This window comes from Piscinibacter sp. HJYY11, from assembly GCF_016735515.1.
Taxonomy (GTDB): Bacteria; Pseudomonadota; Gammaproteobacteria; order Burkholderiales; family Burkholderiaceae_C; genus Rhizobacter.
This window is the reverse complement of record NZ_JAERQZ010000001.1, coordinates 5,019,814-5,036,138: the sequence shown is the minus strand read 5'-3', so window position 1 is coordinate 5,036,138 and position 16,325 is coordinate 5,019,814. Positions and strand designations below refer to the sequence as shown.

Sequence of the window (16,325 nt, the reverse complement as noted above, 5' to 3'; positions counted from 1 at the left end):
GCGGCGGTGACAATGCCGCCCCATGCTGTCGATCGAGCACCTCGGCTACCGCTACCCCCGCGCTGACACGGCCGCACTGGATGGCGTGTCGCTCACCGCCCAGCGTGGCAGCGTGCTGGGCCTGCTCGGGCCCAACGGCGCCGGCAAGACGACGCTGATCTCGCACCTCGCAGGTCTCCTGCCGGTGCAGCAGGGGCAGATCCTCATCGATGGACAGCCCCTCGACGCCGTACGTGCCGCCGGACCGACGCGCATTGCCGTCGCGCCCCAGGAATACGCCTTCTACCCGATGCTGACGGTGGCCGAGAACCTGGCCTGCTTCGCCGCTGCCGGCCGTCTGGGCGGCGCAAGGCGCGACGAACGCATCGCCGCCTGCCTGGCCTTCGCGCAACTCGAGCGCTACCAGGGCACGCGCGCCGAGAAGCTCTCCGGTGGGCTCAAGCGCCGGCTCAACTTCGCCATCGCGCTGCTGCCCGAGCCCGAGCTGGTGCTCTTCGACGAGCCGACCGTCGGTGTCGACCCGCAATCGCGCGCCTTCATCCTCGAGGCCATCAAGACGCTGGCACGCAACGGTGCCGCGGTGATCTACACCTCTCACTACATGGACGAGATCGAGGCCATCGCCGACCGCGTGGTGATCCTCGACCATGGCAAGGTGCTGCGCGCCGGTTCGCTCGACGAGCTGCTCGCGCAACACGAGCTGGTGATGGTGCTGGCCGCCGACGGCATCGAGCGCGAGGCCTTGCTCGGCCTGCTCGCGCAGCACGGCACCGTCGTCGATGCCGGCTCGCCGCAGATCAGCCTGCGCCTCTCGAGCCGGCCCGCGGAAGTTCTCTCGGCACTCGACGCCGCCGGCGCCAAGGTGCACAACGCCCAGTTCGGCCGCGGCAACCTGGAGCAGCTCTTCATGTCGCTCACCCAACGGTCATTGAGAGACTGATGCTGCCCGCCCTCATCAAGAAGGAACTGCTCGCGCTCATCCGCGACCCGCACAGCCTGGCCGCGCTCTTCCTGCTGCCGGTGCTCTTCATCGTGATCATGTCGCTGGCGCTGAAGGACTACTACAGCCCGCCACAGAAGAGCCTGGCCTATGCGGTGCAGGCAGAAGACACCGGCCCGCTCGCGCGCGCGCTGGTCAAGAACTGGGAGCGCGGCCACGGCCCCGCACAGCCGCTGTCCCCCGACTGGCAGCAGCAACTGCGCGAAGGCCGACTCAAGTACGTGCTGGTGCTGCAGCCCGGTCTCTCGCAAGAACTGGAAGAGCCGTCGCTGCCCACGCAAGCGCACATCCGCCTCGTCGCCGAGCCGGGTCTTGACGGCAACCTGCTCAACACCCTGCGCGCCGAACTCGCCGGCACCGCCGGCGAACTGAAGGCCCGCGCCGCGCTCGCGCAGAACAACGCGCCCAAGCCCGCCGCCGACGCCTCGATGATCAACATCGTGCAGCCCGAGCGCGCCGGCAACACGGGCCCACGCCCGAGCGCCGTGCAGCAGAACGTGCCGGCGTGGCTCGTCTTCGGCATGTTCTTCGTCGTCGCCTCGCTGGCCGGCCTGGTGGTCGAGGAGCGCACGAGCGGCACGCTCGCCCGCTTGCGCAGCCTCGGCGTCTCGCGCAGCACGCTGCTCGCCTCCAAGGGCCTGCCCTACCTCGGGGTGAACGCGGTGCAGGCCGGACTGATGCTGGCCGTCGGCGTGTGGCTGATGCCCGCGATCGGCGGCGACGCCCTCTCGCTCACGCACGTGAACTGGCCGGCGCTGCTGCTCGCACTCGTCGCCATCAGCCTGGCGGCGGTCAGCATGGCGATCGCCATCGCCTGCGCGGTGCGCACGCACGCGCAGGCCGCGGCGGTCGGCCCGATCATCAACGTGCTGATGGCCGCCATCGGCGGCATCATGGTGCCCAAGTTCGTGATGCCGGCCTCGATGCAGCGCCTGGCCGAGTGGTCGCCGATGAACTGGGGGCTCGAAGCCTTGCTCAATGTCGTGCTGCGCGGCGGCGACGTCGCCAGCACCGCGCCGCAGCTCGCACGTCTCTCGCTGTTTGCCGCGCTGATGTTCGGCATCGCGCTCGCACTCTTTCAACGCTCGTTCCAACGCTCTTCCCGCTAGCCATGCCAGACCTGATCGCCGACCTCAAGACATTGATCCTCGAAGCCGCCGAGAAGTCTGAGCCCGAGGGTGGCCTCCGCGACGACGAGGTGCTCTTCGGCCCCGATGCGCGCCTCGCGCTCGACTCGCTCGACGCGCTGCAGATCTCGATGGCCATCCAGCAGCGCTACGGCGTGCGCATGCCCGACAGCAAGGACACGCGCCGCGCGCTGACCTCCATCGCGCACTTGGCCGAGCACCTGAAGCTGCATGCCCCCTCGCTCAAGTGACACCTCGGGAATGAACGAGGTCTTCATTGCCGGCCGTGCGCTCGCGTCGGCGCTGGGGCCCGACCTCGGCAGCGCGATGGCGGCCCTGCCGGCCGGCGCGGCACCGGTGCCGGTCACGCTCGCCGATGGCTCGTCGTGGCCCTGCTACGCGATCGACGACGACGACACCGACTGGACGTCGCGCAGCCGGCGGCTCGTCGAGCGCGCCGCCGCCGAGGCAGGCGCCACCGATCGCACCGGGGCGCTCTTCATCGCATCGTCCTCGCTCGACATCGGCCTGCTGGAAGCCACCCATGATTTCGACCGCGACCACCAGGCCTTCGCCGACTCGGTGGCCGGCTGGCTCGGCTGGCAAGGCCCGGTCTACACCGTCTCGACCGCCTGCACCTCGGGCCTGAACGCGCTGTTGAGCGCCCGCACCCTGGTCCGCCACGGCGTCGTGCCGCAGGCGCTGGTGCTCGGCCTGGAGCTGCGCAACACCCTCACCCTCGGCGGCTTCGCCGGCATGCAGCTCCTGAGCCACAGCGCTGCGCTGCCTTACGGCCTGGGGCGCAACGGCCTCGTGCTGGGCGAAGCCGTCGCCGCCCTGCAGCTCTCGGCGCAGCCTTCGCGCTGGCGCCTGGCCGGTGGCGCCAACGTCGTCGACGGCCGCGACCCGGCCGGCTCCATCGAGAGCGCCGTGATCGACATGTGCCATCAAGCCCTGGCCGACAGCGCGCTTACCGCGCACGACATCGGCCTCGTCAAGCCGCAAGCCGCCGGTGGTGCCGCGAGCGATGCCACCGAGGCGCGCGCGTTGCGGCAGGTGTTCGACCCGCTGCCGCCGCTGGTCTCGTTCAAGGCAGCAATCGGCCACACGCTCGGCGCCTCGGGCGTCGCCGAGATCGCGCTGCTCACCGCCTGCCTCGAATCCGGCGCCTGGCCGCGGGCCGATCATGCGCAAGACCCCGCGCTGCAAGCCCCGCTCGCCAAGGTGCCACCGTCACACGCACGTCACGTGCTGGCGTGCATCCTCGGTTTCGGCGGCGGCCACACGGCCGTGGTGCTGGAGGACACGCAAGCATGAGCTGGATCCTCAGATCGCACGTCGTGCTCGACCCGCTGCCCGCCGACTGGCGCGATCAACTTGCGCGCCGCCTCGGCACGCGCCCGCGCCGCATCGGCACCTGGGCCGAGCTCGCCTTGCACGGCGCCCGCCTGTGCCTCGATGCGTCACAAGAAGAAGCGCTGCCCCCCGGCGCCCTGCTGCGCGTGGTGGGCGTGCACGGCCCGATGGGCGCGACACGCGTCGTCGCCGAGCAGGCCCGGCAAGGCTTGCCGCTTCCCTTCACCTTCATGCAAAGCCAGCCCAGCCAGACCCTGGCGGCGCTGGGCCAGCACCTCGGCTGGCAGGGCGATGCACGCTACGTGCTGAGCCGCAACACCCCGGCCACGCTGCAGCTCGCGCAGCTCGAATGCGGCCCCGCCGGCCTCCTGGTCGGCACCGTGGAAGAAGACCGCCGCACCGAGTGGTGGCGATACACCCACCGCTGATCCTTCGCTGAAAACCGCCGCGCTCCCCGGCGCGGCACGCAGGTTGCCGAAAGCCGCGCAGGGTCCGAGCCCTTTGCGCCAGAAGCGTCAACGCCCACCACGCGCAGCGGCTCGAGACCGGAACGATTAACCGGTCAAAGGGGAAGTTTTCATGTCAGACCTGCCGATCCTGGACAGTGCTGTTCAACGCCCGGTCGCGGGCGCGCACATCGGCCCGCACGACGCCACCGCCACCAGGCCCGAACGGGTGTTCCCGGTGGCACCGCCCTCCATCCACACCTTCGTCGCCGCCGTGGCCGAGCCGCTCGCCACGCTGCTCACGCTCGCGCTCGCCGCGATCTGGTTCGACGAACCGATCGACCGCCCGGAGCTGATCCTCGGGATGCTGGTGCTGGTCCTCACCTTCCCCGGGGTGGACCGTTGCAAACAAGACCCATTCCGAGCGGGCATCAACATCGTGAGCCACTGGGTCGCGGTGCTCTTCATCCTGATGCTCTTCGGCTACGCGACCGACAGCTTCCATTTCTTCTCGCGCGAAGTGCTGCTGAGCTGGGCCATCGTCACCCCGGCGATGCAGTGGCTCATGGTCACCACGAGCTGCCGCTGGCTGCGCCGCCTGAGCGAGCGGCCCGAGTACCGCCGCCGCGCGGTGGTGGTCGGCGCGGGCGAGAACGGCGTGCGCGTGGCCCACGCGCTCACCGCCTACTCGGGCTGCGTGCACGAGCTGGTGGGCTACTTCGAGGACCGGGCCGACCGCGTGCACGACGGCGCCTCGGGCAGGGTGCTCGGGCGCGTGGAAGACGTGGTCGAGCACGTGAAGCAAAACGACATCCACAACGTCTACATCACGCTGCCGCTGGTGGCGCAGCCGCGCGTGAGGGAGCTCATCAGCCGCCTGCAGGACACCACCACCTCGGTGCACTACGTGCCCGACTTCGCCGGCGTCGACCTCATCCAGGGCCAGCTCCAGGACCTGGAAGGCATCCCCGTGGTGAGCCTGCTGGAGTCGCCCATCACCGGCACCAACCACCTCGTGAAGCGCGCGACCGACATCGTGCTGTCGTCCATCATCCTCGTGCTGATCTCGCCGGTGCTGCTGGCGGTGGCCATCGGCGTGAAGATGAGTTCGCCCGGGCCGATCATCTTCAAGCAGCGCCGCACCGGCCTCGACGGCAAGGAGATCCTGGTCTTCAAGTTCCGCTCGATGCGCACCCAGGACAACGGCCCGGTGGTGCAGCAGGCCACGCGCAACGACCCGCGCATCACGCCCTTCGGCGCCTTCATCCGCAAGACCTCGCTCGACGAGCTGCCGCAGCTCTTCAACGTGCTGCTCGGCACCATGAGCCTCGTGGGCCCGCGCCCGCACGCCGTGGCCCACAACGAGGAATACCGAAAGATCGTGCAGGCCTACATGCTGCGCCACAAGGTGCGCCCCGGCATCACCGGCTGGGCCCAGGTCAACGGCTTCCGCGGCGAGACCGACACCGTCGACAAGATGGCCGCGCGCGTGCGCTACGACCTCGAGTACCTGCGCAACTGGTCGCTCGCCCTCGACCTCAAGATCATCGCGCGCACGGTGCGCGTGCTGTTCTTCGATCGCAACGCCTATTGAGGACCCCTCAACACCCGATCGATCCCTTCACCCACCACTGCTGCTGCCACCAAAGATGAGAACCACCACCCTGCCCTTGCTGATGGGCCTGATCAGCGCCACGCTCGCTCACGCACAGGAAGCGGGCGCCCCTGCACCGTCGACGCCCCCCACCGGGGCAGCACCCGCACCGGCGCCGGCCTCCGCCAGCCCGCGCACTGAAGAGCGCTCTCCCTTCGTCTTCGGCATCCGCCAGGGCCTGGTCGGCGAGAGCAACCTCTTCCGCGCACCCGAAGGCAGCGGGCAGGTCGAACGAGATCGCATCTGGAGCAGCGGCGTTCACCTGGGGATCGACAAGTCGATCGGACGCCAGCACTTCTTCGTCGACGTGCAGGCCAATGCCAACCGCTACCGCAACAACGAGCAGCTCAACCACACCGACTACAGCGCCGATGCGCGCTGGGACTGGGAAACGGCCGGGAGCCTCTCCGGCGCGCTGAGCGCGCAGCAGCGCCAGCGGCTCTACCGCGACACCGTCAACGGCACCATCTCGCTGGCGCGCAACCAGGTGCGCAGCACCGCGCTCGGCGTCCAGGCGCGCGTGGGGACTGTCGGGTTGTGGTCGTTCGAAGCGGGGGCCACCGCCAGCGACGACAACTACATCGGCGAAGACGTCGACGATCGCGACATGCGCCAGACCTCCATCAACGGCGGCGTGCGCTATCGGCCCAGCAGCAGCCTCTCCACGCGCCTGGGCGTGCGCCGCAGCGAAGGCCGCTACCCCAACATCGCCGCCGCCGAGCCCGACGAGTTCACCCGCGACGACATCGACCTCATCACCAACTTCACTGCCAGCGGCGCGAGTTCTCTCAACACCCGCATCAGCGCCACGCGCGAGCGCCACACCACGCAGACCCAGCGCGACAACCGCGGGTGGACGGGCGCCGTCGGCTGGCTCTGGCGACCGACCGGCAAGCTGACGACCGACCTCGACCTCTCGCACGATCGCAGCGTCGGCCGCACCGATTTCGACTCCACCCTCGTGGCCGGCGACAGCAGCGACAGCCGCTCCGTCGACGCCGCCACGCTTGCCATCACATGGGCGGCCACGGCCAAGATCTCCATCGTGCCGCGGGTGAGCTACGCACGGCGCAAGCTTGACAACAGCATCCCCAACGGCGGCGTCACCACCGCGACTGGGACCGACGCCACCACCATCGGCGGCATCGGGTTCACCTACATCCCCATCAGCGCCCTCACGCTCGGCTGCCAGGTGTCCCACGAAAAGCGTCGCGTCAGCGGCGCACCCGGGCTGAGCTCGCCCTACACCGCCACGGTGGGGGGCTGCACGGCCGAATTCGCCATCCGCTGAGCGCCGCGGCAGGGGGACAGCGCAGCGACAACGGAACGCCGATTGCCTTCGTGCAGCAGGCCTTTCCCGAGAGCTTTTTCTGCACCACTGGAGTACACATGAAGAACAAACTGATTGCCTGCCTTGCCACCACCGTCCTTTCCTTCGGCGCCGTCTCCACTGCACAGGCGGCGCTCAACAGCTGCGACGACCCGCTGAAAAGCGGCCTGGGCCAGCGCTTCTGCTTCGAGAAATTCGAGGACCTGTCTTCTGGCCTCTACAACGTGAGCTTCGAATATCAAGCGGAAAAGTTTGCCGGTACATCCGACAAGACGCTCAGCTTCGGCTTCTTGTTCGACACCCTGGACGGCCCGTCCACCCGCGGCCTGCTGAGCGACGTGACGTCCTCCTCCGGGTGGAACAGCTACTCCTTCACCACCACCGCCGGCGGTGACGGCGGCCTGGTCTTCGCCCTGCGCGGCGTGCCCGGCCCCAACTTCGGCCTGCAGCTGCAGAACGTGCAGGTGACCCCCGTGCCCGAGCCCGGCGTCTACGCGATGCTGCTCGCCGGCCTGGGCGCCCTCGCCTTCGTGGGCCGCCGCCGCAAGCTCTGAATCCCCCACAGGACGCGGCCGCACACGCGGCGGCCTAAACTCCGGCGCGCCGGCCAGGACGACCTTGCCGGCGTTTTTCATGCCGGGGGACGACCCCATCTCGCAAGGAAAGGGTCGTCATCGTGGCCTGGGTCATTCTTTTCATCGCCGGCCTGTTCGAAGTGGCATGGGCCATCGGGCTCAAGTACACCGAAGGCTTCAGCAGGTTGTGGCCCAGCGTGGGAACGGTCGGCGCGATGGTCGCGAGCGTCGTGCTGCTCGGCTGGGCCATGCGCACGCTGCCCGTCGGCACCGCCTATGCGGTGTGGACGGGCATCGGTGCGGTGGGCACGGTGGCGCTCGGCATCGTGCTGTTTCAGGAGCCCGCGACCGCAGCCCGCCTGGGCTGCGTGGCGCTCATCGTCGCGGGGATCGTCGGCCTGAAGATCACCGCCTGAGCGGCGGGCCGCCTCAAGCCGGCCCAGGGGCCGTCATCCAGCACAACCATCGCCGCGGGCATCGCCCCAGCGGCGGTGTGTCTCGTCATCGCTGATGTAGTTCGTGGTGCCGCGACGGTCCACGCAATACTGCGGCGAGACGATCATCTCTTCGAACACCTGCTCCGAAGAGATGCGCGTGTACTCGAAGAGCACGCTGCGCTTCACCTCGCAGCCGCGCTTGAGGTGGCTGCCGGTGCCGATCCAGGTGGGGCCTTCGATCTTCACGCCAGGCTCCACGCACACGCTGGAGCCGATGTACACCGGCCCGGTGATCTGCACCCTGTCCCAGGGGATGCGCGTGTTGAGGCCGACCCACACGCCAGGGCGCACCTCCTTGCCGGGCATCTCCATCTCGGCAACCTCGCCCATCAGCACGCGCTGCAGCACGCTCCAGTAGTCGCTCACGCGGCCGATGTCGATCCAGTTGAAGAAGCGGTTCTGCACGTAGAAGGGCTTGCCCTGCTTCGCCATCAGCGGGAAGAGGTCGCTGCCGATGTCGAAGCTCTTGCCGCTGGGCACGAGCTCGAGCACCGCCGGCTCGAAGATGTAGATGCCGGTCGAGGCGAGCGTGCTCTTCGCGGCCTCGGGTGTGGGCTTCTCCTGGAACTCGATCACGCGCCCCGTCGGGTCGGCGCTCACGATGCCGTAGTTCTGCACCTCCTCGCGCTTGACCTCCAGGCCCACCACGCTCGCCAGCGCCCCCTTCTGCTTGTGCTCGAAAAGCGCGGCGTTGATGTCCAGGTCGACCAGCGCATCGCCGCAGAGCACGAGCGTGGTCTCGTCGAAGAAGCCCGAGAAGTCCTGGATCTTCTTCATCCCGCCGGCCGAGCCCATGGGCTTGGGCACCACCTCGCCATGCTCGCGCACGCCTTCGTACGAGTAGCCGATCTGCACGCCCCAGCGGCTGCCGTCACCGAAGTGGTTCTCGATCTTCCAGTGGTTGAAGGCCACGTTGATCATGATTTCCTTGATGCCGTAGCGCGCCAGGTGCTCGATCAGATACTCGAGCACCGGCTTGCCGAGGATGGGCACCATCGGCTTGGGCATGTTCTTGGTGAGGGGGCGCACGCGGGTTCCCTGGCCCGCGGCGAGGATCATTGCTTTTGCCATGTGGAGAGAAGGTCCTTCGAGTGGGTGATGGGTGAGGTCAGGAGGTTCTGCATGCGCTGCGGGTCGATACCCGCATGCGGCAGGCTCCAGAGGAGTGCGGCCACGCTGGCCGTGCCGAGCGTGGCCGGCAAGGTGGAGCGCACGAACGAGAGGCTGGAAATCGAGAGTTGCCGGTGCACCGCCAGCTGCATCAGCACGCAGCCCGCCACGCTGCCAAGCGCCACGCCGGCAGCGATGCCCTGCATGCCCCAGGGCGAGAGCGCCGCGGCGAGCCCGGCCGTGACGGCGAGCTGCACGGTCGAGAGCTTGAGCACGCGTGCGCTCTGCCGGGTGGCGAACGACAGGTTCTGCCCGAGCCAGAAGGCCGCCTGCGCCACGTAGGCCACCGACAGCCAGCCGAAGAGCGACGCGCTCTCGCGCCAGCGCTCGCCGAAGGCGATCACCACCAGCGGCTCGGCGGCCAGCGACACCAGTGCGTACATCGGCGCGAGCAGCAGCAGCGTCCAGCCCAGCATGCGGCGGTAGGCCTGGGCGAGGGCCACGGGGTCGCCCTGGCGCTGCACGAAGAGGCTCACGCCCACGCGGCTGAGCGACGAGGCGATCACGAGATAGGCCGCCGACAGCACGCGCTTGGCCAGGTTGTAGAGGCCGGTCGCATGCGGGCCCAGCAGCACGCTCACCAGGGCGGCGTCGCCGTTGCTGTTGGCGTAGTTGACGCAGGCGTTGAGGCCGATGCGGCGCGTCTCGCCGCGGTGCTCGCGCAGGAGCTCGCGCGACCAGTTCCAGCGCGGCCGCCAGTGCCGCCATTCCGCGGCGACGGCCACGACCAGCGCCACCACGCCCATCACCACCTGCTGCGCCACCAGCGCCATCGCCCCCGCCCCGCGCGTGGCGAGCCAGAGCGCCACCGCGCCGCCGGCCGTCACCGAGCACAGCGAGCGGATCGCCATCACCTTGAAGTTGCCTTCGCGCAGCAGCCGGCCGTCATGCGCGCGGCCCAGGCCGAAGAGCACGACCGACAGGCTCATGCCCATCAGCACCCAGATGAGGTCGGGCGCATCGAAGAAGCGCGCCATCGGCCAGGCCAGCAGCACCATCACCGCCGCGACGAGGAGCGACACCACGGTGCAGATGGTGAACAGCCAGTCGAACAGGCGATCGTCGGCCTGCGGCGCCCGCACCACCGGCATCGCCAGCGCGTCGAGCAGCGACATGCGGTGGAACTGCACCATCAGGTGCGCGATCGCCAGCAGGCCGAACTCGTGCGGCGTGAGCCAGCGCGCAAGGATCAGGAAGATCGCGAACGACAGCACCTGCTGGACGAGGTTGTCCAGGATCGACCAGAAGGATCGCGATGCGACTTTCATCGGGCCTCGGGTTCAGGCCTCGGCGCGTGCCGCGCGGCAGATCCGGAAGAAGCGCACCGCATCGACCGTGTAGCGCTTCCAGAGGCGCTTGGGCTCCTGCAGCAGGCGGAAGAGCCACTCCAGCCGCAGCTTGCGCACCCACACCGGTGCGCGCACCGCACGCTCGGCAAGGAAGTCGAACAGGGCGCCCACGCCGACGTAGAGCGCGGGCGGCAAGGCTTTCGCGTGGTCGAGGATCCAGCGCTCCTGCAAGGGGTTGCCCAGGGCGACCAGCACCACGTCGGGCTCGGCATCGCGGATGCGCCTGCAGACCTCGGCATCGTCGACGCCATACCCCGACAGCGCCCCCACCACCTCGTGGCCGAAGCGGCGCTCCACCGTGCGCGAGGCCTCGCCCACCACCTCGGGCCGCGCCCCGAAGAGGAAGACACGCAGCGGCAGCGGGCTGCCGCCGAGCAGGCGGGGGATGAAATCGGTGCCGTTCAGGTTCTCCTGAAAACGCGTGCCATGCATCAACTTGGCTGCAAGGTCCATGCCGATGCCGTCGTTGACGACGGTGATGGCCGGGTCGTCGAAGCGGGCCGCGAAGTCCTTGCAGGTGACGACGAAGTTGGTGTTGGCGAAGAAGAGCTCGGTGCGGCGGCCGAGGGCCAGCTGCCGGTAGAGCTGGCCGGCCAGCGCCTGCGCACCGAACGACTTCACGCGAAACGGCCCGATGCGCAGCGTCTGCGGGAGCTTGGGGCTGGAGACGGTCGAGGGGGTCATCGGTCGGTCCTCATGCATTGGTGGACGATGGTTGCGGGTGCGGCGCGGGTTGCCGGCCGCTGCGCCAGCCCTGCATTCGGGCGAGCAGGCTGTGCCACTTGAAGCGGGCGCGCGCGTGCTGGCCGCTCGCAAGCGCGAGCAGCGAGCCGCCGAGCGTGCGGCCGCACACCCACGGGAAGTACCAGCCCGGAAAGCCGCCGCGGCGGATCACGCGGCCGAAGCCGGCTTCGTAACGGCGCTGGCGCTCGATGGCCGCATCGCCGTACTCGATGGTCTTCACCGGGTGGCCGAGCACCAGGTCGCGGTCGAACTCGACGCGGCCGCCGACCTTGAGGCCACGCAGCAGGAACTCGGTCTCCTCGCCCGCGCCCCAGGGCGTGCCGGCGCCCACGCCGAGGTCTTCGTCGAAGCCGCCGATGCGCTCGACCAGGCGGCGGCGCAGGAAGATGCTGAACGAGATGGCGCCGCGCCACACCGAGAAGCGGTTGAGCACCTGGCTGTGCGTCAGCCAGCGGCCCTCCTCGCGGCCCGCGTCGTCGACGAATCGGCCGGTCACGCCGTCGAGCCGAGGCTCGGCTTCCAGGCGGCGCGCCACGTACGACAGCAGGCCGTCGGGGTACCAGCAGTCGTCATCGGGAAAGGCGATCACCTCGCCGGTGGCATAGCGCAGGCCGACGTTGCGTGCGCGCGAAAGGCCGGGCGCACTGCGGTAACGCATGATGCGGAAGTGCCGGCGGTATTGCTCGATCAGCGGTGCCAGGCGCTCGTCGGGGTTCTGGTCGACGATGAGCAGCTCGAAGTCGCGGTGGTCCTGCCGCTGCAGCGAGGCGAGGAAGTGCCCCACCTCATCGCGCCGCCCGAGCGTGCCCATGATGAGCGAAAACTTCATGCAGTCGCCCCCTGCGCCAGCGGGCGCTCGACGCCTGCCGGGCCGAGCCCCGCGGGCGGCGGCGTGTGCAGGAAATTCACCTGCGGCAGGTGGCTCATCCAGGCGTCGTAGACGGCGCCGATCTTCCCGTACGAGTTGTCGAGGTAGGTGACCTCGCAGCCCATCAGCGCGGCGGCCACGCCCGCATGCAGGCGGTTGGTGCGCACCGCGACGAGCTGGCCGAAGAAGCGCAGGAAGTCACGCGACACCAGGTCCGATTCCTCGCGCAGCCTGAACTTGGAGCCGTAGAGGTTGGACATGTCCCAGCGCTTGTCGCCCGGCAGCGCGGCGATCGCTTCCGCGTCGACGCGGATCACGTCCAGGTGCAGGTGCTCGGGCGGCTGGCGCAGCGCCAGCGCGAGGCGCCAGCGCAGGTAGGGCACCAGCCGGTCGTGGTGGGCCATGCGGGCCCAGAGCGCCGGGCCGCGGTACGACGCGCAGCGCTCGAAGAGGCGCGGCACGTCGATGTAGAGCGCCATGTCGGGCGCATACAGCACCTGCGCGCCGGTGCCGGTGGCCTGCACGCGGGCGATCGAGGCCTGGTCGCGGCACACCAGCGTGAAGCGCTCGTCCAGCCTCTTCAGCAGCGCCTCGTGGCCGCGGATCGTGTGCGGCAGCACGATCACCGAGCTGACGCCGACCTCCAGGCAGCGCTCGAGGAAGCGCGAGGCGCTTTCGTACTCGGGCACCAGGTTGCCGCCCCCGGCATAGACGAGCGCATCGCCGCGGCGGATCTCGCGCACCCGCGCGTATCGCGGCTTGAGGCCCAGGTCGTCGAAGAACTGCCAGGTGCCGGCGGCGATGAGCGCATCGCCCGCGTTGCCTTCGTTGGGCACGTAGAGCAAGCGCTCGGGCTGCCGCGCCTGCATCGATTGCAGGGCCTGGCGCACGCCGTCCCAGGCGTGAGGGTCGTTCACGAGCACGGTCTTCTCGTACGGCATTGCGTCCAGCGATGTCATGGGCGGGTCCGATCAGGGGTGATGTGGGGAACGAGGCGCGGCTTGGCAGACGCCTCGATGCGCTTGAGCCAGGCGGTGAGGCCGCGCTTGGTGGCGGCACAGGACGGGCGCTCGATGAAGATGCTGAAGAGCGCACAGCCGGCGACCGCCGCCACCACGCACAGCACGGCGAGCGGCCCGGCCTCCTTCATCCACCCGGCCTTCACGAACAGGTAGATGAGCGGCACGTGGATCAGGTAGATGGAGAAGCTCCAGTCGCCGAACCACTGGAAGGGCTTGGCCATGAAGGCCATGTCGATGGGCGTGCGGTCGTGCGAGAAGGCGAACACCACCAGGCCCGCGATCAGCGCCGGCGCGAGGTCGTGCCAGTACTTCTCGGGCAGGTGGATGATTTCCAGCATGAAGAGGCCCAGCGCCCCCAGCAGCAGCACCTGCAGCACGGTGAGCGCGCGCGTACTGATGGGCAGCGTGCGCACCCACGGGTGCAGCCCGCCCATCATCGAGCCGAGCAGGAAGTAGTGCAGCTTCGAGATCGCGAAGGTGCCGGGCACCTTGTCGCGCACGCAGATGGCGGCCACCGCCAGCACCATCACCACCACGAGCGCGAGCGTGCGGCCCGACTGCGCGCGCTTGAGCGCCCACCAGAAGCCGATGAAGAGCGCATAGAACTGCACCTCGGGCGGGATGCTCCAGAACACGCTCACGTTGCCCGAGAACAGCAGGTGGCGCAGGAAGTTGTGCGTGCCGATCGCATACGGGAACTTCGGGTCGATGAGCGTGTAGATGAAGAACGACGCCAGCACCACCATCAGGTAGGGCGGCGCGATGCGCGAGAAACGTGCGATCGCGTAGCGCGACACCTCGTGCCAGTCGGCCGGCTTGCCGAGGTAGAGGTAGCCCATCAGGAAGCCGCTGAGCGTGAAGAACACCATCACGCCGAGCGAGCCCTCGTGGATGGGGCCGAAGTGCAGCCCGGCCTGTTCAGGCAGGTGCGACACGACGACGAGCAAGGCCGCCAGGCCGCGAATCGCGTTGAGCGAGAGGATCTGCTGCGAAGGGGGATGGGTGTTGTTGGGGGTCGTCATGGTTTCCATTCCTCCCGCAGCAGCGCGAGCTGGGGCCGCTCGGGCTGCCCGGGGATCGGGTGAATGCCAAAGGGATACTTCGGGCCCCACCAGCCGCCGGCGGCCCAGTAGGCCCAGCCGGCCCACGCGGGGTCGCGCATCGATTCGAGGAGCGCCTTGAGCGTCTCCAGGCACTCGGGCGTGGGGGCCACGCCGAATTCGCCGAGGAACATGCGGTGGCCGTTGCTGCGCGCCCAGTCGGTCACGCGGTCCATCAGCTTCTTCATGCGCTCGGGCGCCATGCAGTCGCCCTTCATGCCGGAGTGGTCCTTGTCGGCGTACTGGTGCACTTCGAGCACGCTCCGCTTGAGCGGGTCCTTGAGGCCGGCGAAGGCATCGGCGTTGGAGAGGCCCTGCCACTTCACCGCCCAGTCGTGCGCGCCGCTCCAGCCGGCACCCGAGACGAGGATCAGGTGCTTGGAACCCGCATCACGCAGCGCCGTGACGGTCTCCTGCGCAGCGCGCGCCCAGCCACCGCGCGCGCTCGCATGCGCAGGCTCGTTCATCAGGCCGAAGGCCACGAAGCCGGGCTCGGGAAAGGCTTCGCGCAGGCGCAGCCAGACATCGGTGAACTGCTCGATCGGCACCTCGGGCGAGCCGAGCTTCTGCTTGGCGTACTGGCCGAAGTTGTGCAGGTCGAGGATCACGCAGAGGTCGAGCGCGCTCGCCATCTCGACCACCTTGCGGATCACCTTCACTTCCAGCTCGTCGAGCGGGCCACCGAGCGTGCGCTGCACCCGCTCCCAGCGGAACGGCAGGCGGATCACGTTGGCCCCCTGCTCGGCGAAGTACTTGAGGTCCTTGTCGGTCGGGTAGGTGTAGTCCTTGAACACCTGGCCGGGCATCTTGGAGGTGTTGAACTCGGCACCGGCCATGTTCACGCCGCGCAGGGGCTTGCCCGAGAGGCAGGTGCCTCCCTTGCCGGCGTGGGCGGCAGCGCCACTGGCGAAGAGCGCCAGGGCCACGGCCGCGAGCAGCGCCTTCATGCGGCCATCCTCGCTTCCTGCACGGCGCGCTCGTATTCCTCGACGTAGGCGCCGACCACGTTGCGCCAGCTGTAGCGCTGCACGGCCTTCTGGGCCTGGGCCCGCAGCGCGCCGTGGCTCGCGGCCACGCGGTGATGCAGGGCCTGCACGGCCTGCGCGGCCTCGGCGGTGTCGTCGGGCACGATCAGCGGCACCAGCGTCTCGCCGGCCAGCCGCTCGAAGGGCGGGATGGCGCTCAGGATGGGCACGAGCCCCGCGCTCATCGCCTCGATCGCCGCGAGGCCGAAGCCTTCGTGGCTCGACAGGCACACGCCGTAGCTCGCCTGCCCGATCGCGGCGCGCAGCGTCTCGTTGTCGGGGTTGGGCAGCAGCACCACCGCGTCGGTGACGCCGGCGGCCTCGGTCATCTGCGCGAGCGTGTGGCGGTTGATGTCGTCGTACTCGCGGCCGGCGATGATCAGCCGCCAGCCCGGGTCGGTGGCGCGCAGCGCGGCCAGCAGGGCGAGCGTGCGGTCCAGGCCCTTGTGCGCCGTCCAGCGGCCCACGTAGATCAGGGTCTGCGTGAGCGTGCGCGAGGAGGCGTCGGCAAACTTGTCGATGTCGACGCCGTTCTCGATCACGCGGATGCGCTCCTCGGGCACCACCTGGCGGAACATCGCCCCATCGTTGGCGCTGCTGGCCAGGATGCGGTGGTAGCCGCGTGCGGTGCAGCGCGTCACGCTGTGGAAGAAGAGCTTCTTCGCCCGCTGCGCGAAGCTCGTGTGGAAGAAGCCGCCGTGCGTGCAGGCGACCAGCGGCTTGCGGTGCAGGAAGCGGGTGAGCGAGAGGTAGTCAAACGCGAAGTCGATGCCGTGCACGTGCACCACGTCGGCATCGCCCACCTGGTTCAGCACCTTCGGGAAGAAGGGATAGCGCTCCGAGCCGCTGTACGACATGCGGTGCACCGGGATGCCTTCGATCACCTCGTCGGTGGGCAGCACCTCGGGCTGGCGGAACACGCGGTCGAGCGTGATCACGCGCGGCGCCTGGCCGTGCAGTTCACGCTGCGTGCGTGCGATGTTGAAGACCACGTCTTCCATGCCACCACGCGACGGCAGGTATTGCCGCACCACGTGCACCACTTTCAGCGCCATGTCCGTT

General features: G+C 69.2%; 17 protein-coding genes. 9 read left to right on the top strand and 8 right to left on the bottom strand.

The genetic code is table 11. From position 1 onward, the window contains the following. The first annotated feature begins 22 nt into the window (after positions 1-22). The 9 genes from JI745_RS23585 to sugE all read left to right on the top strand — a co-directional run bounded on the left by JI745_RS23585 (position 23) and on the right by sugE (position 7,904). Positions 23-940 (top strand): ABC transporter ATP-binding protein, encoded by a 918-nt coding sequence (locus tag JI745_RS23585; RefSeq protein ID WP_201812245.1) that lies wholly within the window; start codon positions 23-25, stop codon positions 938-940. Continuing rightward, entirely contained in the window at positions 940-2,109 is a 1,170-nt protein-coding gene (locus JI745_RS23580; protein ID WP_201812244.1) for an ABC transporter permease, read from the top strand. Before JI745_RS23585 ends, JI745_RS23580 begins: the two co-directional genes overlap by 1 nt. A 2-nt stretch (positions 2,110-2,111) precedes the next feature. Continuing rightward, positions 2,112-2,378 carry a phosphopantetheine-binding protein gene (locus JI745_RS23575; protein ID WP_201812243.1) on the top strand — a complete coding sequence of 89 codons (267 nt, stop codon included), beginning with the start codon at positions 2,112-2,114 and terminating at the stop codon, positions 2,376-2,378. A gap of 10 nt (positions 2,379-2,388) precedes the next feature. Continuing rightward, the gene (locus tag JI745_RS23570) at positions 2,389-3,444 is read left to right on the top strand and encodes a beta-ketoacyl synthase N-terminal-like domain-containing protein (protein ID WP_201812242.1); all 1,056 of its coding nucleotides are present in this window, start codon (positions 2,389-2,391) and stop codon (positions 3,442-3,444) included. Continuing rightward, positions 3,441-3,911 (top strand): hypothetical protein, encoded by a 471-nt coding sequence (locus JI745_RS23565; RefSeq protein WP_201812241.1) that lies wholly within the window; start codon positions 3,441-3,443, stop codon positions 3,909-3,911. Before JI745_RS23570 ends, JI745_RS23565 begins: the two co-directional genes overlap by 4 nt. A gap of 151 nt (positions 3,912-4,062) precedes the next feature. Then, positions 4,063-5,523, top strand: coding sequence for an undecaprenyl-phosphate glucose phosphotransferase (locus JI745_RS23560; protein WP_201812240.1), 1,461 nt, complete (start codon positions 4,063-4,065; stop codon positions 5,521-5,523). Between the two features lie 55 nt (positions 5,524-5,578). Then, positions 5,579-6,874: a hypothetical protein gene (locus JI745_RS23555; protein ID WP_201812239.1), complete on the top strand. Its 1,296-nt coding sequence runs from the start codon at positions 5,579-5,581 to the stop codon at positions 6,872-6,874. A gap of 98 nt (positions 6,875-6,972) precedes the next feature. After that, entirely contained in the window at positions 6,973-7,467 is a 495-nt protein-coding gene (locus JI745_RS23550) for a PEP-CTERM sorting domain-containing protein (protein WP_201812238.1), read from the top strand. A 122-nt stretch (positions 7,468-7,589) separates the two neighbouring features. After that, complete coding sequence (gene sugE / locus JI745_RS23545; RefSeq protein ID WP_201812237.1) at positions 7,590-7,904, top strand: quaternary ammonium compound efflux SMR transporter SugE; 315 nt, start codon at positions 7,590-7,592, stop codon at positions 7,902-7,904. 33 nt (positions 7,905-7,937) lie between these two features. Here the strand turns inward: sugE and JI745_RS23540 are convergent, their stop codons facing one another. The 8 genes from JI745_RS23540 to JI745_RS23505 are packed head-to-tail and all read right to left on the bottom strand — an operon-like array spanning position 7,938 to position 16,318. Then, on the bottom strand, positions 7,938-9,044 hold the full coding sequence (locus JI745_RS23540; protein ID WP_201812781.1) for a sugar phosphate nucleotidyltransferase: 1,107 nt from the start codon (positions 9,042-9,044) through the stop codon (positions 7,938-7,940). Continuing rightward, positions 9,041-10,423, bottom strand: coding sequence for a lipopolysaccharide biosynthesis protein (locus tag JI745_RS23535; protein WP_201812236.1), 1,383 nt, complete (start codon positions 10,421-10,423; stop codon positions 9,041-9,043). Before JI745_RS23535 ends, JI745_RS23540 begins: the two co-directional genes overlap by 4 nt. A gap of 12 nt (positions 10,424-10,435) precedes the next feature. Next, positions 10,436-11,188, bottom strand: coding sequence for a WecB/TagA/CpsF family glycosyltransferase (locus tag JI745_RS23530; RefSeq protein ID WP_201812235.1), 753 nt, complete (start codon positions 11,186-11,188; stop codon positions 10,436-10,438). A 10-nt stretch (positions 11,189-11,198) separates the two neighbouring features. Next, positions 11,199-12,077, bottom strand: coding sequence for a glycosyltransferase family A protein (locus JI745_RS23525; RefSeq protein ID WP_201812234.1), 879 nt, complete (start codon positions 12,075-12,077; stop codon positions 11,199-11,201). Further along, positions 12,074-13,075, bottom strand: coding sequence for a polysaccharide pyruvyl transferase family protein (locus JI745_RS23520; RefSeq protein WP_201812233.1), 1,002 nt, complete (start codon positions 13,073-13,075; stop codon positions 12,074-12,076). Before JI745_RS23520 ends, JI745_RS23525 begins: the two co-directional genes overlap by 4 nt. Then, positions 13,072-14,160, bottom strand: coding sequence for an acyltransferase (locus JI745_RS23515; protein ID WP_201812232.1), 1,089 nt, complete (start codon positions 14,158-14,160; stop codon positions 13,072-13,074). The genes JI745_RS23520 and JI745_RS23515 overlap by 4 nt, the downstream gene beginning before the upstream one ends. Then, positions 14,157-15,185: a glycoside hydrolase family 5 protein gene (locus tag JI745_RS23510; RefSeq protein ID WP_201812231.1), complete on the bottom strand. Its 1,029-nt coding sequence runs from the start codon at positions 15,183-15,185 to the stop codon at positions 14,157-14,159. Before JI745_RS23510 ends, JI745_RS23515 begins: the two co-directional genes overlap by 4 nt. Then, positions 15,182-16,318 (bottom strand): glycosyltransferase family 4 protein, encoded by a 1,137-nt coding sequence (locus tag JI745_RS23505; RefSeq protein WP_236675104.1) that lies wholly within the window; start codon positions 16,316-16,318, stop codon positions 15,182-15,184. The genes JI745_RS23510 and JI745_RS23505 overlap by 4 nt, the downstream gene beginning before the upstream one ends. Positions 16,319-16,325 lie beyond the last annotated feature (7 nt).

Excerpts from the sequence above, each read along its gene's own strand:
- JI745_RS23510 (WP_201812231.1), bottom strand. The coding sequence starts at position 15,185 with ATGAAGGCGCTGCTCGCGGCCGTGGCCCTGGCGCTCTTCGCCAGTGGC.
- JI745_RS23520 (WP_201812233.1), bottom strand. The coding sequence starts at position 13,075 with ATGACATCGCTGGACGCAATGCCGTACGAGAAGACCGTGCTCGTGAAC.
- JI745_RS23525 (WP_201812234.1), bottom strand. The coding sequence starts at position 12,077 with ATGAAGTTTTCGCTCATCATGGGCACGCTCGGGCGGCGCGATGAGGTG.
- JI745_RS23585 (WP_201812245.1), top strand. The coding sequence starts at position 23 with ATGCTGTCGATCGAGCACCTCGGCTACCGCTACCCCCGCGCTGACACG.
- JI745_RS23535 (WP_201812236.1), bottom strand. The coding sequence starts at position 10,423 with ATGAAAGTCGCATCGCGATCCTTCTGGTCGATCCTGGACAACCTCGTC.
- JI745_RS23560 (WP_201812240.1), top strand. The coding sequence starts at position 4,063 with ATGTCAGACCTGCCGATCCTGGACAGTGCTGTTCAACGCCCGGTCGCG.
- JI745_RS23575 (WP_201812243.1), top strand. The coding sequence starts at position 2,112 with ATGCCAGACCTGATCGCCGACCTCAAGACATTGATCCTCGAAGCCGCC.
- JI745_RS23580 (WP_201812244.1), top strand. The coding sequence starts at position 940 with ATGCTGCCCGCCCTCATCAAGAAGGAACTGCTCGCGCTCATCCGCGAC.
- JI745_RS23570 (WP_201812242.1), top strand. The coding sequence starts at position 2,389 with ATGAACGAGGTCTTCATTGCCGGCCGTGCGCTCGCGTCGGCGCTGGGG.
- JI745_RS23505 (WP_236675104.1), bottom strand. The coding sequence starts at position 16,318 with ATGGCGCTGAAAGTGGTGCACGTGGTGCGGCAATACCTGCCGTCGCGT.
- JI745_RS23555 (WP_201812239.1), top strand. The coding sequence starts at position 5,579 with ATGAGAACCACCACCCTGCCCTTGCTGATGGGCCTGATCAGCGCCACG.
- JI745_RS23565 (WP_201812241.1), top strand. The coding sequence starts at position 3,441 with ATGAGCTGGATCCTCAGATCGCACGTCGTGCTCGACCCGCTGCCCGCC.
- JI745_RS23515 (WP_201812232.1), bottom strand. The coding sequence starts at position 14,160 with ATGACGACCCCCAACAACACCCATCCCCCTTCGCAGCAGATCCTCTCG.
- JI745_RS23540 (WP_201812781.1), bottom strand. The coding sequence starts at position 9,044 with ATGATCCTCGCCGCGGGCCAGGGAACCCGCGTGCGCCCCCTCACCAAG.
- JI745_RS23530 (WP_201812235.1), bottom strand. The coding sequence starts at position 11,188 with ATGACCCCCTCGACCGTCTCCAGCCCCAAGCTCCCGCAGACGCTGCGC.
- JI745_RS23550 (WP_201812238.1), top strand. The coding sequence starts at position 6,973 with ATGAAGAACAAACTGATTGCCTGCCTTGCCACCACCGTCCTTTCCTTC.